21 protein-coding genes are annotated in these 25,520 nt (G+C 73.7%); 13 read left to right on the forward strand and 8 right to left on the reverse strand.

All coding sequences use genetic code 11. The features are described from left to right. The first annotated feature begins 313 nt into the window (after positions 1-313). Positions 314-2,002, forward strand: coding sequence for an FAD-dependent monooxygenase (locus VE546_RS21970; protein ID WP_324925010.1), 1,689 nt, complete (start codon positions 314-316; stop codon positions 2,000-2,002). A gap of 92 nt (positions 2,003-2,094) precedes the next feature. On the opposite strand, the gene VE546_RS21975 is transcribed toward VE546_RS21970, so the two are convergent. Continuing rightward, positions 2,095-4,626 carry a PA14 domain-containing protein gene (locus VE546_RS21975; RefSeq protein ID WP_324925043.1) on the reverse strand — a complete coding sequence of 844 codons (2,532 nt, stop codon included), beginning with the start codon at positions 4,624-4,626 and terminating at the stop codon, positions 2,095-2,097. Positions 4,627-5,079: 453 nt separating this feature from the next. Here VE546_RS21975 and VE546_RS21980 point away from each other — a divergent pair, with 453 nt between their 5' ends. Then, a complete protein-coding gene (locus VE546_RS21980; RefSeq protein ID WP_324925012.1) occupies positions 5,080-7,782 on the forward strand; it encodes a glycoside hydrolase family 97 catalytic domain-containing protein in 2,703 nt (900 codons plus the stop codon). 128 nt (positions 7,783-7,910) lie between these two features. On the opposite strand, the gene VE546_RS21985 is transcribed toward VE546_RS21980, so the two are convergent. Further along, positions 7,911-8,837 carry a LysR family transcriptional regulator gene (locus VE546_RS21985; protein WP_324925014.1) on the reverse strand — a complete coding sequence of 309 codons (927 nt, stop codon included), beginning with the start codon at positions 8,835-8,837 and terminating at the stop codon, positions 7,911-7,913. Between the two features lie 110 nt (positions 8,838-8,947). On the opposite strand from VE546_RS21985, the gene VE546_RS21990 reads away from it, so the two are divergent. The 3 genes from VE546_RS21990 (at position 8,948) to VE546_RS21995 (ending at position 12,058) form a co-directional block, all read left to right on the forward strand. Continuing rightward, entirely contained in the window at positions 8,948-10,423 is a 1,476-nt protein-coding gene (locus VE546_RS21990; protein ID WP_324925045.1) for an MFS transporter, read from the forward strand. Between the two features lie 184 nt (positions 10,424-10,607). After that, positions 10,608-10,928 (forward strand): hypothetical protein, encoded by a 321-nt coding sequence (locus VE546_RS28025; protein ID WP_414720545.1) that lies wholly within the window; start codon positions 10,608-10,610, stop codon positions 10,926-10,928. Further along, a complete protein-coding gene (locus tag VE546_RS21995; RefSeq protein WP_414720546.1) occupies positions 10,916-12,058 on the forward strand; it encodes an alpha/beta hydrolase family protein in 1,143 nt (380 codons plus the stop codon). The genes VE546_RS28025 and VE546_RS21995 overlap by 13 nt, the downstream gene beginning before the upstream one ends. A gap of 36 nt (positions 12,059-12,094) precedes the next feature. Here VE546_RS21995 and VE546_RS22000 read toward each other — a convergent pair whose 3' ends face one another. Further along, entirely contained in the window at positions 12,095-12,667 is a 573-nt protein-coding gene (locus tag VE546_RS22000; protein ID WP_324925016.1) for a TetR/AcrR family transcriptional regulator, read from the reverse strand. Between the two features lie 131 nt (positions 12,668-12,798). Here VE546_RS22000 and VE546_RS22005 point away from each other — a divergent pair, with 131 nt between their 5' ends. Beyond that, positions 12,799-13,560: a creatininase family protein gene (locus VE546_RS22005; protein ID WP_324925018.1), complete on the forward strand. Its 762-nt coding sequence runs from the start codon at positions 12,799-12,801 to the stop codon at positions 13,558-13,560. 42 nt (positions 13,561-13,602) lie between these two features. On the opposite strand, the gene VE546_RS22010 is transcribed toward VE546_RS22005, so the two are convergent. Together VE546_RS22010 and VE546_RS22015 are read right to left on the reverse strand one after the other, a co-directional pair. Further along, the gene (locus tag VE546_RS22010) at positions 13,603-15,000 is read right to left on the reverse strand and encodes an amidase (protein WP_324925021.1); all 1,398 of its coding nucleotides are present in this window, start codon (positions 14,998-15,000) and stop codon (positions 13,603-13,605) included. Further along, positions 14,987-15,196: a hypothetical protein gene (locus tag VE546_RS22015; RefSeq protein ID WP_324925023.1), complete on the reverse strand. Its 210-nt coding sequence runs from the start codon at positions 15,194-15,196 to the stop codon at positions 14,987-14,989. Before VE546_RS22015 ends, VE546_RS22010 begins: the two co-directional genes overlap by 14 nt. Positions 15,197-15,417: 221 nt before the next feature. Here VE546_RS22015 and VE546_RS22020 point away from each other — a divergent pair, with 221 nt between their 5' ends. Then, on the forward strand, positions 15,418-16,353 hold the full coding sequence (locus tag VE546_RS22020) for an MBL fold metallo-hydrolase (RefSeq protein ID WP_324925025.1): 936 nt from the start codon (positions 15,418-15,420) through the stop codon (positions 16,351-16,353). A gap of 76 nt (positions 16,354-16,429) precedes the next feature. Here the strand turns inward: VE546_RS22020 and VE546_RS22025 are convergent, their stop codons facing one another. Further along, a complete protein-coding gene (locus VE546_RS22025; protein ID WP_324925027.1) occupies positions 16,430-17,026 on the reverse strand; it encodes a CAP domain-containing protein in 597 nt (198 codons plus the stop codon). 503 nt (positions 17,027-17,529) lie between these two features. Continuing rightward, entirely contained in the window at positions 17,530-18,159 is a 630-nt protein-coding gene (locus tag VE546_RS22030) for a TetR family transcriptional regulator (RefSeq protein ID WP_324925029.1), read from the reverse strand. 221 nt (positions 18,160-18,380) lie between these two features. Between VE546_RS22030 and VE546_RS22035 the strand changes: the two genes are divergently transcribed. Beyond that, positions 18,381-19,025, forward strand: a complete 645-nt coding sequence (locus VE546_RS22035) for an isochorismatase family protein (RefSeq protein WP_324925031.1) — start codon at positions 18,381-18,383, stop codon at positions 19,023-19,025. A 681-nt stretch (positions 19,026-19,706) separates the two neighbouring features. Here the strand turns inward: VE546_RS22035 and VE546_RS22040 are convergent. Continuing rightward, entirely contained in the window at positions 19,707-20,345 is a 639-nt protein-coding gene (locus tag VE546_RS22040; protein ID WP_324925033.1) for a hypothetical protein, read from the reverse strand. 425 nt (positions 20,346-20,770) lie between these two features. Here VE546_RS22040 and VE546_RS22045 point away from each other — a divergent pair, with 425 nt between their 5' ends. From VE546_RS22045 to VE546_RS22065, 5 genes are all read left to right on the forward strand, one after another. Further along, the gene (locus VE546_RS22045) at positions 20,771-21,265 is read left to right on the forward strand and encodes a hypothetical protein (RefSeq protein WP_324925035.1); all 495 of its coding nucleotides are present in this window, start codon (positions 20,771-20,773) and stop codon (positions 21,263-21,265) included. A gap of 673 nt (positions 21,266-21,938) precedes the next feature. Next, entirely contained in the window at positions 21,939-22,361 is a 423-nt protein-coding gene (locus VE546_RS22050) for an ester cyclase (RefSeq protein ID WP_324925036.1), read from the forward strand. A gap of 216 nt (positions 22,362-22,577) precedes the next feature. Continuing rightward, positions 22,578-23,297, forward strand: coding sequence for a hypothetical protein (locus tag VE546_RS22055; RefSeq protein WP_324925038.1), 720 nt, complete (start codon positions 22,578-22,580; stop codon positions 23,295-23,297). A 94-nt stretch (positions 23,298-23,391) separates the two neighbouring features. After that, positions 23,392-23,655 carry a hypothetical protein gene (locus tag VE546_RS22060; RefSeq protein WP_324925047.1) on the forward strand — a complete coding sequence of 88 codons (264 nt, stop codon included), beginning with the start codon at positions 23,392-23,394 and terminating at the stop codon, positions 23,653-23,655. 491 nt (positions 23,656-24,146) lie between these two features. Further along, a complete protein-coding gene (locus tag VE546_RS22065) occupies positions 24,147-25,352 on the forward strand; it encodes a S8 family peptidase (protein ID WP_324925040.1) in 1,206 nt (401 codons plus the stop codon). Positions 25,353-25,520 lie beyond the last annotated feature (168 nt).

Below are 25,520 nucleotides of genomic sequence, written 5' to 3' on the forward strand. Positions count from 1 at the left end.
CCCGGCCGCCCCCTCGGGGAGGCACCGGCCCGCCGCGGTCTTGATCGTCAACCGGCCCCCACCGGCCCGCAAATCCAGCGCACCAACCGAGTGACCCACCCCCACCACCGCACCCGCACCACACCGCGCGGAGACCGGTCGGGTCCCGCCGTCTCCGTCACGGTGGTTGGGGGTGTCGTTTGTGGGTGCCCCTGCCGCGTGGTCCGGCCGGGCGTTCGGGTGGGCCGGGGACACCCCGCCCCACCGCCGGGGCATGGATCACCACCCCGGCCCCCGGACGCGCCGGACGCCCCCTACACACTGGAGACCCGTGATGCCCCACCCCGACCTGACCGTCCCGGTCCTCATCGCCGGCGGCTCCCTGGTAGGCCTGTCCACCTCCCTGTTCCTGGGCCGCCACGGCATCCCCCACCTGCTGGTCGAACGCCGCCCCACCACCTCCACCCACCCCCGCGGCCGCGGCAACAACATCCGCACCATGGAAATCTTCCGCACCGCCGGCCTGGAACCGGCCATCCACCAGGCCGCCGCCACCCTCGCCGACAACCACGGCATCTGGCAGACCCCCGCCCTGACCAGCCCCGCCGGCCGCTGGCTGGTCCCGCCCACCGCCACCGACACCACCGACGCCCACCTCAGCCCCACCACCTGGTGCCTGTGCAGCCAAAACGACCTGGAACCGGTCCTGGCCCACCACGCCCGCACCCACGGCGGCGACCTGCGCTTCGCCACCGAACTGCTCACCTTCCACCCCGACCCCGACGGCATCACCGCCACCGTCAAAGACCACCACACCGGCCACCACACCACCGTCCGCGCCCGCTACCTCATCGCCGCCGACGGCCCCCGCAGCCCGATCCGCCACCAGCTGGGCATCGGCCACAGCGGCCCGGGCCCGCTGTTCCACAACATCAGCATCACCTTCCGCGCCCCCCACCTGACCGACCTGCTGGCCGGCCGCCGGTTCATGATGTGCTACCTCACCGGCCCCGACGCCGACGGCGCCCTGCTCCCGGTCGACAACCACCAGCACTGGGTCTTCCACGCCCCCTACCACCCCGACCGCGGCCAGACCCCAGAAGACTTCACCCCCGCCCGCTGCGCCGACCACATCCGCCGCGCCCTGGGCACCCCCGACCTGGACCTGGAGATCACCGGCACCGCCCCCTGGCACGCCGCCGAACGCGTCGCCCTGACCTACCGCGCCGGCCCGGTCTTCCTGGCCGGCGACGCCGCCCATGAGATGTCCCCCACCGGCGCCTTCGGCGCCAACACCGGCATCCAAGACGCCCACAACCTGGCCTGGAAACTCGCCGCGGTGCTATCCGGCTGGGCCGGCGAGGAGTTGCTGGACAGCTACGACGCCGAACGCCGCCCGGTCGCCCAGGCCACCGCCACCCGCGCCTCGACCCGCTCGGCCGAACACCACCACCCCGGCTACACCCCCGAAAACCACCCCAGCACCGGCCCCGCCGGCCCCGGGAAACCCGCCGGCCCCGGCGGGGGGCCGCTGGCCGCCCTGCTCCCGGTCGCCCTGGCCTACCGCTACCCCCGCGGCGCCGTCCTGGACACCGACCCGGCCACCCCCATCCTCCCGGCCACCGCCGACCTCACCGGCGCCCCCGGCAGCCGCGCCCCCCACCTGTGGCTGCACCCCCCCACCCGCCCCACCCACCGCATCTCCACCCTGGACCTGTACGAACGCACCCCGGTCCTGCTCACCGGCGCCGGCCGCCCCACCGGCTGGCACCCCGCCGCCACCGACCTGGCCACCCGCCTGGGCATCCCGCTGACCTGCTACCGGCTGGGCACCACCGACGACGCCGACTGGACCCCCACCGGCACCGGCGAGACCGGCCCCGACTGGGCCGCCGCCCACGGCATCACCCCCGACGGCGCCGTCCTCATCCGCCCCGACGGCTTCGTCGCCTGGCGCTCCCCCCACCCCGTCCCCACCACCACCCTCCACCACGTCCTGACCACCCTCTTCCACCGCACCTGAACCCACCACCCACACAAGACCGCCAGAGAGACGACGAAAACGGCCCGCCCCCGAACGGATCGGGGGCGGGCCGGCCCGGTGTGCTCCGGCCGTCAGGAGGTCGGGCACGTCAGCGAGCCGGGATCGGCCGCCGCGCGGATCAGTGCTTCGTGAGCGCTCCTGAGCCGCTGCACGTCAGCCTTGATCACTTCCCGGTCGTAGGTGAGGAGGCCGTTGAGCTCGCCCTCCAGGTCGGTGATCTGGGTGTAGACGGCACCGCTGCTGCCGTTGCAGGCGACCAGTCTCTCCACCTTGTCCAGCAGGGCGAGGTACTCGTCGGTGTACTTCTCCTTGGCCACGCCCACGTAGGTGTGCTGCACCGGCCAGGCGTGCCCGGGAACGGCGAGCCCGAGACCGCCGTACTCGCCGGTGACTCCGGCGCGCTTGCCGTCGGGCCGGGGGTCGCCGGGGCCCGGGTAGGCGTGGATGTCGGCGATGTCGCCGTTGCCGGTGTCGTGCCAGCCGCTGGCGCCGTTGACCAGGCGGGTCGGGTCCAGGCTCTTGGCCAGGGCGGGCACCTTGCCCCCGCCGTACTGGCCCCAGCCCTCGTTGAAGGTGACCCAGATGATCACCGCGGGGCTGTTGTAGTGCTGCTCGATCATCTCCTTCATCTCGTGCTCGTACTGGGCCTGGGCCTTCTCGTCCGGGGTGTGCGGCATGGACGGCATGTCCTGCCAGACCAGCAGGCCGAGACGGTCGGCCCAGTAGAACCAGCGGTCCGGTTCGACCTTGATGTGCTTGCGGACGGCGTTGAAGCCCATCCGCTTGTGCATCTTCAGGTCGTAGGCGAGCGCCTCGTCGGTGGGCGCGGTGTGCAGCCCCTCGGGCCAGAAGCCCTGGTCCAGGGTGGCCATGGAGAAGACCGGCTTGCCGTTGAGCACGGTGCGCTGCTTGCCGGCGACGTTCTCCACGGCGATGCTGCGCATGCCGAAGTAGCTGCCCACCCGGTCGGCGGTGCGGCCCCGGCCGAGGGTCACCTCGAGCCGGTACAGGTGCGGGTCGTCGGGGGTCCACAGGCGGGGGTCGGGCACGGGGACGTCCAGGGCGGTCCCGGTGCGTCCGGTGGCCTTGCCGACCTGGCGGTCGCCGCTGTACGCGGTGGCGGTGACGGGCAGTCCGGCGCGGGCGCCCTTGACCTCGACGGCCAGCTTCTCGCCCGCCACGTCGGGGGTGAGTTCGAGACCGCCGATGTGGTCGGCGGCCACGGGTTCCATCCAGACGGTCTGCCAGATTCCGGAGGAGGGGGTGTACCAGATGCCGCTGGGGTCCAGGCGCTGCTTGCCGGCCGGCGGGTTCTCGCCGTCGCGGGCGTCGGTCGGGTCGTAGACGCCGACGATCAGCTCCTGGGCGCGGCCGGGCTTCAGCGCGTCGGTGACGTCGGCGGTGAACCGGTCGTAGCCGCCGCGGTGGTCGGCGACCTTCCGCCCGTTGACCCACACCTGGGCGTGCCAGTCGACCGCGTCGAAGTTGAGCAGCAGCCGCTGTCCGTCGCCGATCCTCCAGTCGGGCGGCACGGAGAAGGTGCGCCGGTACCACATGCGGTCCTCGTGGCGCTCGACCCCGGACAGCTTGGACTCCACCGGGTACGGCACCAGGATGCGCTCGGCGAGGTTCCTGCCGACGGGCGGGGCCTCGCCCTCTCCGGCCGCGGCGAACTGCCAGGTGCCGTTGAGGTTGCGCCAGCGCTCCCGGGTCAGTTGGGGGCGGGGGTACTCGGGGAGGGCGTTGCCGGGGCCCACTTCGTCGGCCCAGCGGGTGCTGAGCTGGTACGTGGAGTTGTTGGGCCCGCCGGTCCAGAACGGGTCCACCTCGCCCCCGGCGTGGGCCAGGCCGCCCTTGCCGTCGTAGCGGACCAGGGCCTCGCCGCCCTGGCCGACCACGGGCTCGTCCAGGGCGAGCAGCAGCCGTGAGGGGTCGGCGCTGTCCAGGCGGGCCCGGCCGAGCGGCCAGTCGGCTCCGCCGATGCGGGCGGAGAGGTGGTCGCCGAGGTCCGCGGGGACGGCGGTCAGCGGCTGGAGGAAGTCCATCAGCAGGGTGCGGCCGTCGGCGAGGACGGAGGAGGCCACGGGGCCGTCGTAGTCGAAGTCCTCGGGCAGCCGGTACGCCGACTGGGGTACGGGCGTCTTCGCCCCGTCCGGCGGGGTCCAGGACAGGTGGAGGTTGGAGCCGCCCCAGTTCTCGAAGTACTCCACCGTGATGTCGTAGGCGCGGCCCGCCTCCAACTCGATCGGCGGGGCGGTCTGTTCGGTGTCCCAGTCGTCCACCCAGTGGTCGATGAGCAGCCGGCCGTCGACCCACAGCCGGAAGCCGTTGTCGCCGATCATCGAGAAGGTGTGCGGGCCCGACTGCTCGGCGGTGATCCGGCCGGTCCACCGGACGCTGACGCTGTCGGAGCGCCCGGTGGCCGCGGCCAGCCGGGGTTCGAGGTCGTCGAAGTCGATTCCGGGGTCGAAGCCGGTCGCCTTCAGTTCGTGGAAGTCGAAGACGCCGGGCGCGGAATGGGTGTAGTACTCGCCCTTCAGACCGTGCACGACGTGCTCGCCCTCCGCCGGTGCGGCCGTGGCGGCCGGTCCCGGGCCGAGCATCAGCCCGGCGGTGGCGAGCGCCGCGGCCAGGACCGAGGCGAAGGTTCTCCTGATACGCACGTGCCCTCCATGCTGATCAGCTTCGGGGACAGGCGGAGCTTCGCCATTGCGCCAGTTCAAACAGAAACTGTCAATAGGAAACGCAAACGAACGGACATCTTGGGCCGGTGCGATCAGAAATCCCCGTCAACACCCTTTACAGGACACCCGGTTGAACGGTAGTCACGGTATGTACAGTACCGGCGGCTTCCGACCGTACCGGCCGCCGGGCGACCGGCCGAACCACCGACCCCCGCGCACGGGAACACGGACCACAGGGGTTCCAGGGCGCGGAGCGGCGGAAGTGATCCCGGCCGCGACGTCAGGGCCAGGGCCTCGCCGTACCGCGGCCGGACCTTCGAGATCCACCGGACTTCCGACCTTCGGACAGCGGGACGAGCGGAGGCTCACTGCATGGACACCTCGCCACCGTGGTGGAGAACCGCGTTACGCCGCAGGCCCCTGGGGGCGCTGGCCGCCGCGCTGAGCGCCGCTCTGGGCGCCGGGCTCCTCGCCCCGCAGGCGAGCGCCGCCGCGGCGCAGGACCGCACCTGGCAGATCACCCGCTCCCCGGGCCCGGCCCAGGAGCGGCTGACCGCCCGGGTGGACTACGAGAGCGACGACGGCACCCTGCGGCTGTCGGTGCGCCGGGGCGGCGCCACCGTCCTCGAGCCCGCCCCGATCGGCCTGGTCACCGCCGCGGCCGACCTGTCCTCCGGGCTGCGGCCCGTCGACGGCGACACCCGCACCGTGACCGAGCGCTACACCTCCACCGTCGGCAAGGAGCGCGACCGCCACGCGGTGATGACCGAGTCCCGGCTGTCCTTCGCCGGTGAGGGCGGCCACCGTCTCGATGTGGTGGTACGGGTCTCCGACGACGGTGTCGCCTACCGCTACGTCGTCCCCGAACAGGGCACCGTGGAGGTGCGCCGGGAGGCGTCCGCGTTCCAGCCGCCCGCGGACGCCGACGCCTGGCTGCGCCGCTACACCCCCAACTACGAACGCCCGCACGAGACCACCACGGCGGCCCAGGCGCCCACCGGCCAGTGGTCCTACCCGGCGCTGTTCCGCACCGGCGACACCCATGTGCTGCTGACCGAGTCCGACGTGGACGGCCGCTACTCCGGCAGCCGCCTGACGCACACCGGCGGCGATCCCCGGTACACGGTGGAACTCGCCGACGAGGCCGTCACCTCCACCGGGCCGCTGGCCACCCCCTGGCGCACCGCGATCATCGGCAGCCCCGCCCAGGTCGCCCAGTCCACCCTGCCCGACGACCTGGCCCCCGACTCCCGCATCGCGGACACCTCCTGGATCCGGCCGGGCACCGTCGCGTGGTCCTGGCTCGCCGGTTTCCACGGCGCGCAGCGCAGCCTGAGCACCCAGCAGGAGTTCGTGGACTACAGCGCCGCCCACGGCTGGGAGTACACCCTGGTCGACGACGGCTGGAAGACCACCGACTGGATGCCGGAGCTGATCGAGTACGCCCAGCGGCGCGGCGTGAAGATCCTGCTGTGGATGCACTGGAGCGACCTGGACACCGCCGAGGAGCGCACCACCGTGCTGGACCGGGTCGTCAGGTGGGGCGCCGCCGGGCTGAAGATCGACTTCATGGACTCCGACGCGCAGGAACGCTACCGCTGGTACGACGACGTCCTCGCCGAGACCGCGCGGCGGAAGCTGCTGGTGAACTTCCACGGTTCCACCATCCCGCACGGCATCCAGCGCACCTGGCCGCACGTGATGACCATGGAGGCCGTCTACGGCGCCGAGCAGGGCGACGTCAGCGCCCGGGACATCACCACGCTCCCCTACACCCGCAACGCGGTGGGCTCCATGGACTACACCCCGATGGGCTTCCAGTTCGGCCGGCGCACCATCTCCGACGCCGCCGAACTCGCCCTGTCGGTGGTCTACGAGTCCGGACTCCAGCACTACGCGGGCTCCATCGGCGCCTACCGGCAACGGCCGCACCTGGAGCGCTTCCTGGAGCAGGTGCCGACCGTGTGGGACACCACCCGTCTGCTGGCCGGCACCCCCGGGCAGGACGTCACCTTCGCCCGCCGCAGCGGCGACCGCTGGTTCCTCGGCGGCGTGCACGCCGGCGCCGCCCGCACCGAACGGATCCCGCTGGACTTCCTCGGCAGCGGCACCTGGCTGGTCGAGGTCGTCCGCGACGGCGCCGACGGCCTGGTCAGGGAGTCGAAGATGCTCAGCCGCCACGACACCCTCCAGGTCCCCACGGCCACCGACGGAGGCTTCGCCGCGATCGCCTGCCGCCACCCCCGGGCCGGGGAGGACCGGACCTGCGACCGGCCCGTCGACCGGCTTCCGCTGACCACCCTGACCGCCCGTCCCGACAGGGCCGGGGCGGAACCCGGCACGGCGGTGGAGGTCTCCGGCACCTTCACCGTGGAGGAGTTCGGGCCGGTCCGGGACGCCCGCCTCACCGTCACCGCGCCCGGGGGATGGGCCGTCCGCGGTGAGCAGCCGTCGGCCGACAGCCTGGGCACCGGGGAGGAGCTGACCGGGCAGTGGACCGTCACCGCCCCCGCGGAGGTACGCCCCGGCCACCACGACATCGTGGTGGCGGCCGAGTACCGGGCCCCCGGCGACAGCGGTGACCCGCCCGCGCTGCGCACCGAGCGCACCGTGCGGGTGTTCGTCTCCCCGCCGGGGGTGGACTTCGTCAGCGACCTGCCGTTCGTCTCCGCCGACAACGGCTGGGGCCCGGTGGAGCGCGACCACTCCAACGGGGAGAGCGGAAGCGGCGACGGCGGCCCGCTCACCCTGCGCGGCACGGCCTACGACAAGGGCCTGGGCGTCCACGCGCACTCGGAGGTCACCGTGGACCTGGGCGGGAGGTACGACCGGTTCACCGCCGAGGTGGGCATCGACGACGAGGTCACCGGCACCGGCTCGGTGGTGTTCGAAGTGGTCGGCGACGGCGCGGTGCTGGCCCGCAGCCCGGTCCTGGGCAACCACGACGCCCCGCACCGGCTCCAGGCGGACCTCACCGGAGTGCAACGGCTGACCCTGCGGGTCACCGACGGCGGCGACGGGATCGACTTCGACCACGGCGACTGGGCCGACGCCCGGCTGCACCTGGCCGGCTGACCGGATCCTCCGGCGCGTTCCCCGGACCGCACACCCCGCCGTGGGCCCGGCCCGTCGGTGTCACGGGCCGGGCCCACCGCCGTATCCGCCGCCACGGACACGACCGGCTCCCGGAAGCTGCCGGGGCGTCAGAACCGGGCGGGGCCGCCGTTGGCCCGGACGGCGTCGCGGGCGGCCTGGACGAAGGCGCGGATGCGGGCGGTGGCGCCCGCGGTGCGCCAGACCACCGCCACCTCGGTGCGGGGGGCGTCGTCGATCGGGACGAAGGCGATGTCGGGGCGGGCGTAGTAGCGCTCCACGGAGGCGGCCACCGGCGACACGCCCTGACCGGCCGCGATCAGCGCCAGCAGCTCCTGGAAGGTGGCCACGTCCTGCCCGCGCGGGATGGGCGTGCCGCCGGGCGTGAAGCGGGGCACGTGGAAGTCCCACCAGTAGTCGGGCGCGGGCCCGGCGACGCCGAACACGGTGTCGCGGGCCAGGTCTTCGAGCGAGACGCGGGCGCGACGGGCGAAGGGATGGTGCGCGGGCACGGCCAGGACGCGCGGCTCGGACAGCACCACGGGACCGACGGTCAGGTCCGGCTCCCGCACCGGCAGCCGGGTGATCAGCACGTCCACCTCGCCCGCGCGCAGCGGCCCGAGCGGGTCGGCGAAGTGGGTCTCGCGCATCCGGATCTCGCAGGCCGGGTGCCGGGCCCGGAAGGAGTTCATGATCATCGGAGCGAGTTCGCCCGCTCCCGTGCCGAGGAACCCCACGCGCAGCACGCCGTCCACGCCGCGGGCCGCCGCGATCGCCCGGGCCATCGCCTCGCCCAGGCCGCGGTGGAGCGGCGCGAGGTCGTCGCGGAGCCGCGCGCCCAGCGGGGTGAGCGCGACGCGGCGGCTGGTGCGCTCGAACAGCGGCGCGCCGACCCTGCGTTCCAGTTTCCTGATCGTCTGGCTGACGCGGGCCTGCGACAGCCGCAGCCGCTCCGCGGTCCGGCCGAAGTGCAGTTCCTCGGCCAGCACCAGGAACGCCTCCAACTCGTGCCGCTCCGGCACCACCTCTCCATCCATAACCGGGGATTATCGACCGTTGTCCACTCCGTCGTTGTTCGCGGGTCCGCGCCGGTCGATCGTGGAGGTGTCCCAACCGAGCGATCAAGGAGTTGACCTGCGTGACTGCGATGACCGACGCGCCGGCCCCCGCGGCGGCGCGGCCCCGGGCGGCGGCAGCGGGCGCGGAGCACGTGTCCGGCCGGAGCCGGTGGACGCTGCTGGTGGTGATGGCCGGCACCTTCATGGCGATCATGGATTCGTTCATCGTCAACGTGGCGGTGCCCTCCGTCCGCGCCGAGTTGAACGCGAGCTTCTCCCAGGTGGAACTGGCGGTCAGCGGCTACGTCCTGGTGTACGGGCTGCTGCTGGTGACCGGCGGCCGACTGGGCGACCTGTTCGGGACACGGCGGCTGTTCCTCGCCGGCACCGGGGTCTTCACGCTCGCCTCCCTGGCGGTCGGACTGGCTCCCGGCCCGGAGGCGCTCATCGCGTTCCGCGTCGTCCAGGCGGCGGGGGCGGCACTGTTCTACCCGCAGGTGCTGGCCGTCCTGCAGACCGCGTTCACCGGCCGGGCGCGTGCCAAGGCGCTCGCGGTGTTCGGCGTCACGATCGGGCTCGCCTCGATCGCCGGACAGGTGCTGGGCGGTCTGCTGATCCACCTCGACCTGTTCGGGCTCGGCTGGCGGAACGTGTTCCTGGTGAACGTGCCGATCGGGCTGCTCACCCTCGCCGGCGCCCTCCGGCTGCTGCCCGCCGACCGTGTGACCGGGCGTCAGACGGCCGCCGACGGGCTCGACCTGACCGGGGTGGGGCTGCTCAGCGGGGCGCTGCTGCTGCTCTCGGTCCCCCTGGTGGAAGGGCAGCACGCCGGGTGGCCGGCCTGGTGCTGGATCTCGCTGACCGCCTCGGTGCCCGTGCTCGCGGCGTTCGTGGCGTGGGAGCGGCGCACGGCCGCGCGCGGCGGCAGCCCGCTGGTCGATCCCGGGCTGTTCCGCCTGCGGACCTTCTCGGCCGGGAACGCCATCGCGCTGGCCTTCTTCGCCGGCAACGCGGGCCTGTTCTTCGTCCTCACCCTCCAACTCCAGAACGGGATGGGCCACTCGCCGCTGGCCGCGGGGCTGGCGTTCGTCCCCCTGGCCGTGGCCTTCTCCGCCGCCTCCCTGCTGGGCCCGCGCCTCGGGGCCCGGCTCGGCCGCCACGTCCTCACACTCGGCTACGCGGCCAACGCGGCCGGCACCCTCGCCCTGATCGGCACGGTCTGGGCCGCCGGGCCGGAGCCGACCGGATGGACCCTGCTGCCCGCCCTGTCCGTCATCGGCTTCGGCCAGGGCCTGGGCGTCGGCCCGCTGTTCGGGACGGCGCTGGCCGGCGTCCCCGCCGAGGACGCCGGAGCGGCGGGCGGCGTCCTGGAGACCGCCGGGCAGATCGGGATGTCGCTGGGCGTCGCCGTCCTCGGACTGGTCTTCTCCGCCGCGCTCGGCCACGAAGCCTCCCCGGCGGCGTACTCGGACGCGTTCGCCCTCACCCTGGCCGGCAACCTCGCGCTCGCCCTGGCCGCCCTGGCCCTGCTGCCGCTCCTCTTCCGGCGGGCCGACCCGCGGTGACCCGCACGCCACCACGGCACGGGCCCTCACAGCGGGCGGGGGAGACGGTGAGAACCACGGGCCCGGCGCGCCGGGGAGTACGCGGGCGGGAGGAGGGCGGGCGGAGCACGGTACGACCCGGGTCGTACCGTGCTCCCGACCCGGGGCCGATGCGGCGGCGCGCGTCCGCGCCGAGCATGGCGGTGTGACCGAGGTGATCACGGGACTGCGGATGTCCCCCCTGGAAGTCGTCGTGCTGCTGGGCGCCGTCGCGCTGCTGCTGTCCCGCTGGTTTCCCCCCGGCGCCCGCCGGCCCGTCGCGCTCGCCGCGGCGGCGGTCGTCGTGCTCTCCGGGGCGGTGCTGGGCGCGGTCGGGCCGCGCTGGCAGATGGTGCCCGTGCTCGCGGGCGCGGCGGTCGTCCTCCCGTTCGCCGTCCCTCCCGTGCTGCGGCGGCGTGCCGACCGGCCGCCACGCCGGGCCCGGTGGTGGCTCGCGCTGCCCGGATCGGTGGTGTGCCTCCCCTGATCGCCGCCGGTCCGGTGGCGTCCTGGGCCCTTCCCGTGCCGGTGTTCCCCGAGCCGTCGGGCCGTTTCCCCATCGGCACCGCCGTGCTGGAGTGGACCGACCCGGACCGTCCCGAGGCCGCCACGCCCGAGGCCGGCGACCGGCGCACGGTCGTGGTCCAGCTCTGGTACCCCGCGCGGAAGAGCCCGGCAGGCGCCCAGCGGGCCCGGTACCTCGGACGCACGCGGGACGAGGCACGCACCGTCTCCGACGCCCTCGCGGACCATGCCGGCGTGCCCGGCTTCCTGCTCGACGGCCTCCCGCGCGCCCGCACGCACTCGGTGCCCGGCGCCCCGGTGGCCGGGGGAGGCGGACGGTTCCCCGTGGTGCTGTTCTCCCCCGGGCTGGGGGGAGTGCGCACCCAGAACACCGCCTGGGCGGAGGAACTGGCCAGCCACGGCTACGTCGTCGCCGCCCTCGACCACCCCCACGACTCCGCCGCCGTCGTCCTCGCCGACGGCCGGACGGTCCGCACCGGGGTCGCCGCCACGGGCGACCCGGACAGGGACGAGGAGCTGGCGGCCGGCTGGACGGCGGTCCGGGCCGCCGACCTCGGCTTCGTCCTCACCGAGCTGGGCCGCCTGGACCGGGGCGAGATCGCGGGGCCCGTGGCCGGACGCCTCGACACCGGCCGGGTCGCGGTGGCCGGCCACTCCCTGGGCGGAGGCGCCGCCTTGCGGGCGGCACGCCAGGACCGCCGGTTCGACGCCGTCATCAACCTGGACGGGTTTCCGCACGGCTTCGCCCCGCGCCCCTTCCACCAGCCGGTGCTCGCGCTCACCCAGGACATCGGCCCGGAGACCGACCCGGACTACCCGCCCCGCCTCGCGCAGGTCCTCGACCTCAGCACCGCCCCGAGCTACCGGCTCACCCTTCCCGGCGCGGCGCACCTGACCTTCACCGACGCTCCGCTCTACCTGCCGCCCGTGCCCGCGCTCGTCGGGTCCCCAGGTCGCACCGAGGGTCCGCGCGTCACCTCCGCCGCCTGCCTCGCCTTCCTGGACGCCACGCTGCGGAACGGCGCCGGCGATCCGGCCGCCGTCCTGTCGTCCTACGGCGACCTCCACGTCCACCGCCCCGGCGGCCGGTGATCCGCCGGCCCCGGTCGCCGGGCCCGCGGCGCCCGGTCAGCGGGGTGCCGCGCGGCCGTCCAGCACCTCCCGCACGAGCCGGTGCGCGTACGCGGCGGTGAGGGAGTCCGGGCGGAAGAGGATGCGGTACATCATCGGCGCCACGACGCGGTCGATGACCGTCTCGACGTCCGGGGCCCGCTCGCCGCGCTCCGCCGCCCGGGCGAGGATGGTGCCGATCTGGTCCGCCGCGTACGCCGAGCACTGGCCGGCGTTGCCGCCGTCGGGGTCCCCGAGCAGCGCGTCGCGGATGTAGGCCCGGCCCGGCGGGGAGGCCATCTCCTCCAGGAACTGCTCGGCCCAGTTCCGCAGGTCCGCCGCCAGGCTTCCGTGGTCCTCCGGCGGCGCATCCGGGCGCAGGCGCTCCACGGCGACGTCCGACAGCAGCTCGTGCAGGTCGCCCCAGCGGCGGTAGATCGTCGACGGGGTGACGCCGGCGCGGGCGGCGACCAGGGGAACGGTCAGCGCCGAGCGGCCCACCTCCGCCTCCAGCTCGCGCACGGCGGAGTGGACCGCCGCCTGGACGCGGGCGCTGCGACCGCCGGGACGCACCATCGGTCTGGGACTCATGATCTCACCTTAAAGCAAAGTTCTTGCTTCTAGAGGACGGCCCTCTTAAGCTCACTAAAGCTAAGAGTTAGCTTTAGTGAGGTGTGGGAGCGCTGCCGTCCCGACCTCCCGTCCGTGAAAGGCGCCTGCCCGTGACCGAGACCCGCTGGAGCCACCTGACCGCTCCGGAGCTGCGCGCCCTGGCCGCTCGGGACGCCGTCGTGCTGCTGCCCGTCGGATCCACCGAACAGCACGGGGCGCACCTGCCGACCGGCGTCGACGACTTCCTGGCCGCGGAGGTGTGCCGCAGGGCGGCGAGTGCCGCGGCCGGCCGCGTCCCCGTCGTCGTGGCCCCGTCCGTCTGGTGCGGCCTGGCCGAGCACCACATGTCCTTCGGCGGCACCATGACCCTGTCGCTGCCGACCTTCCACGCGCTGCTGAGGGACGTGTGCCGCTCCGTGCTGCGCGCCGGATTCCGCCGGATCCTCCTGGTCAACGGGCACGGCGGCAACGTCACCGCCCTGAACGCCCTGGTCGGCGAGCTGACGGCCGAACTGTCCGCGCCCATAGCCGTCACCAGCTACTTCACGGTCGGGCGGAAGGCGATCCGGGAGGCCCTGGAGACGCAGCAGCACCTCATGCACGCCTGCGAGGGGGAGACCTCCATGGCCATGGCGGCCTTTCCGCACCTGGTCCGCGAGGAACTGCTGGACCGGGCCGCCGGTCCGGCCACGGAGCTGCAGTCCGAGGACACCCGCCCCGTCCAGCGCTTCGTCCCCTTCGAGGACGTCACCGGGTCGGGCACCGCCGGCGACGCCCGTGCGGCCTCCGCGGCCAAGGGCGAGAGAATGCTGCGGGGATGCGCCGAGGCACTCGCGGAACAGCTCGCCGTCATCTGGGAGGAGCGGCGCTGACGGATGCGGCGTCCCGCCCGGGCCGGACGCCGCACGGCCCGTTCAGTCGACCACGGGCGCCAGGCCGCCGGTCGCGGCGGCGGTCCGCTCGTAGGCGCGGCCGACGCGCAGCACGGTGGCCTCGCCCAGCGGCCGCCCCATGAGCTGCATGCCGATCGGCATCCCCGCCCGGTCACGGCCCACGGGCAGGGTCAGCGCCGGCACTCCGGTGATGTTGGCCGGCGCGGACAGGCGCACGTAGCAGTCGGAGACGCTCTCCGTGACACCGTCCGCCCAGGTGACGACGGACTGGCCGGCCCTGACGGCCGTCGTCGGAACGGTGGGGGCCGCGATCACGTCCACCCGGTCGAACAGGCGCAGCCAGGCCTCGCGCATGAGCGTCCGCGCGCGCTGGGCGCGCAGGTAGTCGCCGGCGAGGACCAGCTCGCCGGCCTCCAGGAGCACGCGGACGTCCGGTGCGTACAGGTCGGCCGCCGAGCGCAGCGTCCGCTCGTGGTAGGAGGTCGCCTCGGGCACCATCAGGCCCCACTGGACCGCCTGGACGTAGCGGGTCATCGGGATCTCGACCTCGACCGGCTCCGCCCCCAGGTCCCGGAGGTGCTCGACGGCGCGCCGCACGGCCGCCTCGACCTCGGGGTCGACGCGCTCGAAGTAGTAGTTGCGCGGGACGCCGACCCGCAGCCCGTCCAGATCCGGGCCGGCGGGGGCCTGGTGGCCGGTGGGGGAGACCCGCAGGCAGGCCGGGTCGTGCGGGTCGGGCCCCACCAGGGCGGACAGCACCAGTGCCGCGTCCTCCACGGTGCGGGTGATGGGGCCGACGTGGTCCAGGGACCAGGACAGCGAGGTCACGCCGTGCCGGGAGACCAGGCCGTAGGTCGGCTTGAGCCCGACGACGCCGTTGAGGGCGGCCGGGACGCGGATCGATCCGCCGGTGTCGGTTCCCAGGGCGAACATCGCGGCACCGGCGGCCACGGCCACGGCCGAGCCGCCGCTCGAACCGCCGGCGATGCGGTCCTGGTCCCAGGCGTTGCTCGTCTGCGGCGTGATCAGGCCGTAGGCGAACTCGTGGGTGTGGGTCTTGCCCAGCAGGGCCGTGCCGGCGTCCGCCAGACGGGAGGCGACGGTGCTGTCGGCGTCCGCCAGGTGGTCCGCCCGGAGCCGCGAACCCGCCGCGGTGGGCACGCCGGCGACGTCGATCAGGTCCTTCAGGCCCATGGGCGCGCCGTGCAGCGGGCCGCGGAAGCGGCCGGCCGCGGCCTCGTGCTCGGCCCGGCGCGCCGCCTGGCGCGCGCGGTCCGCGGTCACCACGGAGTAGGCCCGCAGCCGCGGTTCCACCTGCTCGATCCGGCCGAGCACCGAGTCGGCCAGTTCCACGGGCGAGAGCCGCCGGGAGCGCACCGCGGCGGAGGCGGAGGCGAGGGTCAGTTCATACGGCCGCATCGGTCCGCTCCCGTTCCGCGGTGTAGACGGCCGCCGGTGGCGTGTCCCCGAAGTCCAGCTCCCGCAGGACGCCGATGACACGGTGGATGTGACGGGCGGTGGCGGCCACCTCGGCGTGGCGTTCGCTCTCCAGCGGGAGCCCGGCCCGCAGCGCCCAGCGGGCGGCTTCCCCAGGGGTGAGATCAGCGGCGGTCATGTGCGTCCTTCCGGTGGGGTGCGCGGCACCGGAACCTTCCACGTCCCCGGCGCCGCACACAAAAGCTAACAGTTTGCGTTAGCGGGCGATAGACCCTACGGTTCCTTAGCGCAAAAAAATTGTTTTAAGGAGAGCTCGTCGGGGGTTCGTACGCGGCGCCTCCGCGGGCGCACCGGTCCGCCGCGCCCCGCCACCCGCGAGCAGTCCGCAAGGAGAACACGATGCGCCACGCAGCGCCCTCCGGCCGCCGCACGTCCGGGATCCCCGCCTGGGGCGTGGGCGACATCACCGTCCACCGCATCGACGAGACCGTCCTCCCGCCGGAGACCGGGCCGTGGCTGCTGCCCGCGGCCACCGGCGAGGTCGTGGGACGGGAGGCCTGGCTGGTCCCCGACTTCGCGGACGGCCGGGGCGTCCTCCGCCTGGCCAGCCACAGCTTCGCCCTCGTCGCGGGCGGCATGCGCGTCCTGGTGGACACGGGGATCGGCAACGGCAAACCGCGGGCGAACCCCGCCTGGCACGACCTCGACACCGACTACCTGCACCGGCTCGACCGCGCCGGCTTCCCCCCGGAATCGGTGGACCTGGTGGTCCTCACCCACCTCCACACCGACCACGTCGGCTGGAACACCCGTGCCGACAGCGGTGCCTGGGTGCCGACCTTCCCCAACGCGCGCTACCTGGCCTCCCGCACCGAGTGGGACTTCTGGGCGGGACACGACATGGACGGGGCGCGACGGCAGATGTTCCGCGACTCCGTGCACCCGATCCGCGAGGCGGGGCTCCTCGATCTCGTCGACGTCCGGGACGAGGCGGTCGGCATCGCCCCGGGCCTGCGCCTGCTGCCCACACCCGGCCACACTCCCGGGCACGTGTCGGTGGAACTGCGCAGCCGCACGGAGACGGCACTGATCACCGGCGACTGCATCCACCACCCCGTCCAACTGCCGCACCCCGGCATCGGGAGCTGCGTCGACATCCACCCCGCGCGGGCGGAAGCCACCCGCCGGCGGCTGCTCGCCTCCCTCGCCGGCACCGGCACCCTGCTCCTGGGCACCCACTTCCCCCCGCCCACGGCCGGACGCGTGCGGCCGCACGGCGACGCCCACCGCCTGGTTCCCGTCCCTCCCGACTCCTGCGCCCACGACGGGGAGTGAGGGGGCGGGCGGGCGAGGAGAACGGCGGGGCCCGGACCGCTTCCCGGTCCGGGCCCCGTGAACCGCCGTTCCGTGCCTAGCGGGCGGTGCCGAAGTCCTGCGTCCAGTAGTAGCCGGGCTGGGCCAGGCCGACGCCGATCTCCTTGAACGTGCAGTCGAGGATGTTGCGCTTGTGGCCGGGGCTGGACATCCAGCCCTTCATCACGCTCTCGGGGGTCCGGTAGCCGTAGGCGACGTTCTCGCCGTAGGCCCTCCACTCGTAGCCGGCCCGCTTGATCCGGTCGCCGGGGTTGGACCCGTCGGAGCCGGTGTGGGACATGTTCCTGTGCCTGGCCATGTCCTCGCTGTGGGCCTGGGCGGCCTTGGTCAGCTTCTCGTTCACCTTCAGCGGCGCGCATCCGGCCTTGCTGCGCTCGCTGTTGACGAGTTCCACGACGCGGGCCGCGGCACCGGTCGCCGGGGCGGCGGAGCCGGAGGTGCTCGGGGAGGTGCCGGGCGTCTGCGACGCGCTCCCGGCGGGCTGCTGGGTCCGCACGGGCTGCGGCGACCGGCCGTCGGCGACCGCCGGCCCGTCCACGCACGCGATGGCCGCGGTGGGCACCACCACGGCGGTTGCGGCGATGGCCGTGACGGATATCTTCCGGTAGCGCCTCGTCCTGCGATGTTTCCTCATGCCTGACCTCGATCGGTGAGTCGCGGAGCGCCCAGATGCGGCTGACTCCGCCCGAATCCCGTCTCTGAGCTGCGGGAATGCCATGCGGGTCGTCATTGTGTGGACCGCTCGGCGAGCGAGGCAACGAGCGCCGTTACTAGGCCCGCTCGTAGGACCCGGCGCCCCTTGCGAAGGGCGCACGGGCGTGCTGGAGCGGGCTCCGGAGCCCTCCGGGACGGTGTGTCGCCCCGTCACGAACCGCCCTGTGCCGCCATGGACGGGCGAACGCGCCGGGCAGGTAACGGACCGCCGAACCGTACGCGCGGTATGTCCGCACCGATACGGACAAATCTCTTATGCCGCCCGGGTGTCATCTACTATCCCGCACGCCTAGTACAGGTATCCGCTATGACGGATGTCACGAGGAGCCCGTACGGGACCCTGCCCGGGCCGTGGCCGGGGTCACGGTGCCGGGGGCGCGACGACCACCGGTGCGGCGCGCGGCCGTCCGCCGGGGCGCCTCTTCAGTCCGCTTCCGCCGGAGGAAAGACGATGCCCCGCAGGTCCGAGGCGAGATGGCGGACCAGCTCCTCCTCCGGCATCTCCGCCAGGGGGCCGCTTCCCAGTACGTACCGGGAGAACGTCACGCCGATGAGGTAGGCGCCCACCGATTCGACACGCCTTTCCCAGTCCGGCCCCGGCATCACGCCCCGGTACACCTCCAGGCTCTGCTCCCGCATCGCGGTGAACAGACGTTTGGCGGCCTCCTCGTCCGAGGCCACGCTGCGCACGAGGGCCACGAACGGGTCGCACCCTTCACCGCGCGCCATCCGGTCGACGTACGTCCGCGCGATGCGCTCCGGCAGCGTCGCCGGGTCGCCGGCGACCTCGGCCACCAGGTCCCGCGGCCCGGGGAGGGCCGCGAGGAACAGCCGTTCCTTGGAGGTGAAGTGCCGCATGACCAGGCCGTGGGTGACCCCGGCCCGGCGTGCGACGTCCCGGATGGTCGCCTTGGCGAAGCCACGTTCGGCGAACGCGGCCCGGGCCGCCTCCAGGATCGCGGCGCGGTGGGCCTCCGGTGCCCGCCTGCGCTTCCGTGTCGGTGCGTCGTCCCGGACGTTCGCTGTGCTCTGTGTCTGCGGCGTCTCCTCCACGCTGCAAATGTACATCTGGTCATTAGCCTGCGACGGGTGTAACGTCTTTAATGACCAAGCGGTCACTAAGACTCGCCGGCTCCCGTCCGCCGTTCCTCCCCTGCCGGGCAGCAACCGCCGTGCCGACGGCGCGGCGGCGACGGACGCGGAATCCGGCTTTCCCCGGCGACCGCCGCGGCACCGGCCGCGCAGACGAGAACGGACGAGAAAGGACCCCTCCCATGGCACCCGAGCCCCTGTCCCCGGCGAACACCACCGTGGTCCTGGTCGACCACGCCGTCGGCTTCGCCAACCTCCTGCGCTCCCACGACCTGTCCGAACACGTCAACAACGTCGTCGGCCTGGCCAAGACCGCCCTGTGGTACGGCAGCGGCCTGGTGGTCACCAACGGCCTGTCCACCAAGCCATCCGGCCCCCTGTACCCCGAACTGCTGGAGACCATCGGCGACCATCCGGTCATCGAGCGCGCCAGCGAGTTCAACTCCTTCCTCGACGAGCGCTTCGCCCGGGCCGTCCGCGACACCGGCCGGCCGAACCTGGTGATCGCCGGAGTCGCCACCGACGGCTGCGTCCTGCAGACCGCGCTCGGTGCCCTGCGCGAGGGGTACACCGTCCATGTGGTGGTGGACGCCACCGCCGCCCTCACCACCGAGGCGCACAACGCCGCCGTCCAGCGCCTGGTCCAGGCCGGTGTGGTGCCCGTCACCTGGTTCTCCCTGGCCGCCGAGTTCCAGCTCGATCCCCGGTTCGCCGATGCCCCTCACCGCCTGCGCCTGATGCAGGAGCACGTGCCCGCCATGGCCATGGGCGTCCGCGCCTACACCAACGGCGTCGAACAGGGACGGCGCGCCGCCGCTGCGGCATGACCTCCGCCGACCACGCGAGGGGCACCGGCCCGAGCGCGCCGGTGGGATCGCTCAAGCCGGGGGAGTGCCGGTGTCCCCCGGCAGCGGGGCCGGCGGCCCGGCGGTGGTCCGGCGGTGGTCCGGGCCTGGGCCGGCGGTGCCGATCATGCTGCTCGGCCGTGCGCTGTCGAGCCGGTCGCGGGCCCTGGTAGGGCCTGCCGATGGCGGGCGGCGGGCCGGGACGGGCGTCGCGCGCGCAGGCGGTGATCCGGTCGTGCAGCTCGGGTCCGGCGCAGGAGGAGTCATTGCCCCCGAACCGGACCGGGCCCTGCGGGTGTGCGGTGTTGTCCGCACGCACCTACCGGATCGGGGACGGGTGACTCCCGGGTGTGCCAGAACATGTACGTGTCCTGGAAGTCCTCGCCCATGATGCGGTAGGGATCTCCCTCGCCCCGCAGCAGGTGGCCGTTGAGCCGGATGCCGGTGCTCCGGAAGCCTCCAGGAGAAGGTGCGGGATTCCTCGTCCCCGACCGGGTGGCGGAAGAGGGGGTTGTTCCGGCCGGTGTGCGGCCGGGCTGCGCGGCTGTCCGGCCCAGGAGCCCAGGGGGGTTCGCCGCGGCGGGCGGCCGGAGGGAGGGTTTGACGGCGTCGGCACGCCCGGGCGGGGCTGCGGACCCCGACGCCGCGGGCCGGTGCGAGCGGTCAGTGGCCGGAGTGCCCGTGGTGTCCGTCCTCCGGCGGGCGGACGGACGCACCCGGTACGGTGCCGGAGAACTGCCCGGCCACGCCCTTCCGTTCGCCCTCGGGCCAGACGAGCACCTGGTAGCCGACGGCCACGATGTCCGGCACGGCCCAGGCGCTCAGCTCCGTCGCGCTCTCGCCGGGTGCCAGCTCGCCCTTGAACCCGCCGTCATCGGCCGCCTTCTGGGCCATGCCGCCCACCCGGACCCCCACCCACTGGAGCTGCACCTTGTCCAGGTCCAGGGGCTTGTCACCGTTGTTGGTCAGCTTGACCCGCAGCCCCAGCGGCTCGCTGCGCTCGCCCAGCAGCTTCCCGCGGGCCGTGGCCAGCCGCGCCTTGTCCACCACGCCGTCCCGGACGTCCGTCCGGGACGCCGGACGCAGTCGTCCCAGCACGGTCGCCGTCGCTTCGAGGCCGTCCGGCCAGGTGAAGGCCTGCCCGGTCGGTACGGGTGTCGGCCCGGCCGGTGCCGATCCGGACGGTTGGGCACTGCTCGGGGCGGAGGTGTCGGAGGTGGCCGACGGGGCGGGCTCACCGTCCGTACCGCATCCGGCGAGCAATAAGGACGCCAGGGCCGCCGCGAGCACGGTTCGACGCATGAAGACTCCAGCAAGCGGCCTCGGACGGACATGACGGAGCCGACGGTAGCGATCGCCGGCAACTTCTGTAAACAGCTCCGGCAGCGATCCGTCCGCACCCTGGAACCCGGCCCTCCGTACGCGCACCGCCCCCGAGGGCGCGCGGCGCCGCCTGCTCGTCCGGGCCGGGCCGCCGTCGGTCTCCGCCCACCATCCTGCGGTAATTTAATCTGATAATAAAAACTTGTTTTGCGTCATTGTTTTTCCCCTTCTCCTGGTGCGCCGTCCGGCCGGGCGCGAAGAGAAACCGTTTTTCGCGGGAACGGTGGCTGTCCGGTTCTTTTCCGCCCCCCGGGGAAGGGGGATGGGGGAGAGGGTTCCCGGGTAATTCATGCTCGGTCGCTCCGGGATTTCCGGGGTGATCGGGATTTCCGGGAGGTTGTGCAATGAACAGATTCCGTCATCAGTTGGCCACCGTGGTGGTGGCGACCGCACTGGCCCTGGGAGGCACGGCCGTCACCGCCACTGCCACCGCCGCTGCCGCGCCCGCCGGCCCGGCGCAGCAGTCCAAGGCGTCGGACACGCGCGACGGCATGCGCGTCCTGGCCAACGCCGACTTCCCCCGCGGGACCACCTTCTGCAGGAACACGGCGCTGACGTCGGGGAACGGCCGGACCCTCCTGCGGTTGCAGGAGGACGGCAACCTCGTGGTCTACCGGGACGGCAGGCCGGTGTGGCAGGCTCCCGGCGCCTGGTCGCGGGGCAACTGCGCCGTCTTCCAGGAGGACGGCAACTTCGTGCTCTACGACGCCGGCGGCACCGCGGTATGGCACTCCAACACCTGGCGCCAGGGACAGACCCTCTCCGTCCAGGACGACGGCAACGTCGTCATCTACGACGCCAGTGGCAGGGCGGTGTGGCACACCAACACCGCGGGCTGACCCTTCCCTCCTCCGAGCGGTGACACCCCCGTACCGCTGAGGGGACGGCGCGGCGCACCGGTCTTTCCGGCCATCCGGTCGGGGAGACCGGTGCGCATGCCGAAATCGACCGGAAATTCCGGAGGGGTGGAGTTCTGTATTCAGGGGAGTCGTCGCTTCTGGGTGCCGTCCGCCGTCTCCTGTATACGGTTTTTGTTTCCGTCTCCTTCCGTGCGTTGATTCGTTTCCGTCGCGAACCGGTTCCACCGCTGCCGTTGGTTGCCGGCCCGGGAAATCCGGGCACGGCGCGGAGGCAGCCCAGGAGTGCGTGGCCCGCACCCCCACCGCGCCGATGCGTGCCACCGGTCACCGGCACGCATCGGCCGGCCGCTGCTCCCGCCGCGTTCCTCGCCGGAACCCGGGGCGCGGCCGGGGTCAAGCGCCGAACGGTGCCGTCCCGTCCGGGGAACTCGCCGGCGAGTCAGCCCCGTCGTCGGACGGTGCGGGCGGCTGAGGCGCACTCAGGAGAACGGCAGACGGTCCGATGCGTCGGGAGGGGGGAGGGGGCGGTGTCCGGGCCCCGCCGGGCGGCACCACGGCTCCACGGGTGCGGCCACCGTGCCCGGGCGCGTGTCACCTGGTCCGCCGCCCGTCGGTGGCCCCTCGTGTCAGGAGCCCCGTCTAGGCTGCGGGCATGGAACCGCTCTACCGCCGCTGGCTCGAGGAGCTGTGGAACGGCGATCCGGACAGCCTGGAGGACGTCGCCGCCGGTCTGGTGACCGATGACTTCACCGGGCACTGGCCCGGTCGTCCCGCGCTCGTGCGCGGGCCCGCCGCACTGGCGGAGATCGTCCGGCAGGGCCGGCTGCCGTTCGAAGGGCTGCACTTCGAGGTGGTTCTCGGGCCGGTCCGCGAGGGCGATCTGATCGCGGCGCGCTGGTCGGCCCGCGGTGCCTACGCGGGAGGCGGCCACGCGCTGCCCGGCGCCACCGCCGCTCCGGGCACCCCGGTGTCGTTCCACGGGCACGACATCCTCAGGGTCGCCGACGGACGTCTCGCCGAGTACTGGGTCATCTCCGAAACCGAACTCCTGATGTCCCAACTCCGTCCGGCCTAGATCCCGTCCCACCCGGTACGGGCGCGGGGCCGTGGCCGGGCGGTCGCCGCCATGAACCGGCCGGCGCCGGACGGAAGCCCGTCCGCCCCGGGGCACGCCGCACGCCCCGGACCGAAATCGGTTGTCCGCACACCGTCATGACGACCACGCTGGACCCATGACAGACCTCCTCCGGTCCGCACGGCAGCCGGCACGTCCCACCGGGCAGTGGCGGGCATGAGGCTGAGGCTCAGCGAGTTCCGCCCGCGCCTGGGCCCGCACGAGTACCGCATCGTCCAGCCCCGCCCCCCGCTGCGGCACACCACGCTCAGCGACCCCCTGGAAGGATGGGGCTACCTGGTGGGCGACCACGACGGGCTGTCCCGCCTGGCGGCCCTGTTCTCCTTCGCCGCGTTCTCCCGGCACACGATCGTGTACGCGCCGCTCAGGCGCAGCGTGCCCAGGACGTACCCGCCCGGAGTGCCCGTCGACCTCGTCCTCGTCCACCACCGGCCGGGCCTGCGCCCGTCGGTCTGGCCCGCCCTGCGCCGCCGGCTGACCCACGGCACCCCGCTGACCGTACGCACCGACGAACGGCGCACCACCGCCCACGCGGACGCCTGGCAGCGGCGCTGGGACGACCACTGGGACCGCCTGGAGGCCCACGACAGGCTGCGCATGGCCGTCCACGCCCGGACGGTGGTGCTGTACGGCAGCCGCGACGTCTTCGCGTCGGCCTCCGTCCACCTGCAACTGGCCGCCGGCTTCGGGCCCCGCGCGGAGGGGGCCGCCCACGGCCACGACGTGCTGGTCACCTCGCTCACCACCCACCTGCCGCTCCGGCGCGGTCCCGGCCCGGAGCTGGACATCGGCTTCCGGGCCTACCCGCCCTACCGGCACTTCCGGCCGCCGGGCCGGCCGGCCCGGCGCCGCCCCCGTCAGGCGGCCGCCACCTGACGACCTCGGGAGCGGACGTCCCCGGTGCCGTCCGCCGGCCCGGGGGCGTTCGGCCGCGGGGAGGCTGTCGGTGGCGGCTGGGATGCTGCCGGACATGGACGAGGAGATCATGCGGGGACGGGTCTACGGAGCGGACCCGGAGGATCCGGGGCCGCGGCCGGGACGCGCGTACCGGGAACTGGTGGGCGGGCCGCTGGACGGGCTGCTGCTGGACGTGACGGATTGGGAGGACGCGCAACTGCGCCGGGGCGTGGCCCTGGCCACCGAGCTCGGAGCCTTCGGGGCCGGGGGCCGGGCGCTGTACGAGCCGCGCCGAGGCGACCCACGGCGCTGGGACTGGCGCGGCGACACGCCCTGACCGCACCGGTCGGGACGCCCGCGGCCTCGCGGGCGCGGCCGACGGGCCATCAGAAACGGTTTCCCGCTGGGTGAACCGGAGTCGGTGGCGTGCGGACCCGGTCCCGGGGCCTGATCCCCGGCAGGGCCGCCGGGGAATCGGCGGGAGGAACCGCGGAACTCCGCGGGCGCCCGGGGGAGTCCGCCGACGGGCCGGGCCGCGGCGTCCGGTGGTCCACACCGGGCGGGAGCGGCGGTTACCGGCGCGAGCCGGTGGAGAGGGGCCGAACGGTGCTCTCCGGGGCGGACGGCGACAATCCACCACGCTCTCGATGACAAGCTTGTGTCACCGCCATGACAAACGGTCAACTCTCTTGTCCTGTACGCGTAACTGGATCAAGCTGCTGTACAGCCGGGAGCCGAAACGCAGACTCCCGGTCGCGTACGCGATCCCGCGTACCCCCCACCGCGCGCGCCCCACCCGGCGCGCAGCCGATGAGGAGGCCCCTCGTAATGGCAAGATCGCGTTTCTCCAAGAGCCGTGTCGCCGCCGCCTCGGTGGCCGCCGCCACCGCGCTGCTCGGTGCGGTCGTCGCCCTGCCGGCCCAGGCCGCTCCCGTTGAAGGAAGGATTCTGCACGCCGGATCCCCCACGGCCGTCAAGAACAGCTACATCGTCACGCTCAAGAAGGACTCCGGCCTCAAGGCCGCGTCCCGCGCGGGCAAGGACCTCATAGCCGAGTACGGCGGCCGGGTGAAGCAGACCTTCGGCACCGTGCTCAACGGCTATGCCGCCGAGCTGTCCGAGGCCGAGGCGAAGCGGCTCGCCGCCGACCCCGCGGTCGCCTCCGTCGAGCAGGACCAGAAGGTCCACCTGGACGCCACCCAGACCAACGCGCCCTGGGGCCTGGACCGCATCGACCAGGCCGACACCCCGCTCGACGGCTCCTACACCTACCCCGACTCCGCGGGCAGCGGCGTGACGATCTACGTCATCGACACGGGGGTGCGCGTCAGCCACAGCGACTTCGGCGGCCGGGCCGTGAACGGCTACGACGCCGTGGACGGCGACAACGTCGCGCAGGACGGCAACGGCCACGGCACGCACGTCGCCTCCACCGCCGCGGGCACCACGTACGGCGTGGCGAAGAAGGCGAAGATCGTGGCGGTGCGCGTGCTGGACAACAACGGCTCCGGCACCACCGCCGGCGTCATCGCGGGCGTCAACTGGGTCACCCAGAACGCCACCAAGCCCGCCGTCGCCAACATGTCGCTGGGCGGCGGTGCCAGCACCTCGCTGGACAACGCGGTCGCCAACTCCATCGCCTCGGGCGTGACCTACGCGGTCGCGGCGGGCAACTCCTCCACCACCGCCTCCTCGTCCTCCCCGGCGCGCGTGGCCAGCGCGATCACCGTGGGCGCCACGACCAGCACGGACGCCAGGGCCAGCTACTCCAACTACGGCTCGGCGCTGGACCTCTTCGCCCCGGGCTCGTCCATCACGGCGGCCTGGCGGACCAGTGACACCGCCACCAACACCATCTCCGGCACCTCGATGGCCACCCCGCACGTCGCCGGGGCGGCCGCCGTCTACCTTGCCGGCCACCCCAGCGCCACACCGTCCGCGGTTTCGAGCGCGCTGGTGAACGGGGCCACCGCCAACACGCTGACCGGCGTCGGCACCGGCTCCCCGAACCGCCTGCTGAGGCTCGTGCCGTAGCCCCGGCGGCACGGCACCACGGGGACACCCTCCCCGGCCCGCACCACCTCAGCCGTCTCCTCCGGGCCGACCGGCCCGGAGGAGACGGTTCCGCGTTTTCCCGCCGCTCCACGGGAGCCCTCGGGACCCGCGACCGGCAGCCGGACGGTTCCGGCACCACCGGCCGGG

The sequence above is a fragment of the Streptomyces sp. genome (assembly GCF_035644915.1).
In the GTDB taxonomy this organism is placed as follows: domain Bacteria; phylum Actinomycetota; class Actinomycetes; order Streptomycetales; family Streptomycetaceae; genus Streptomyces.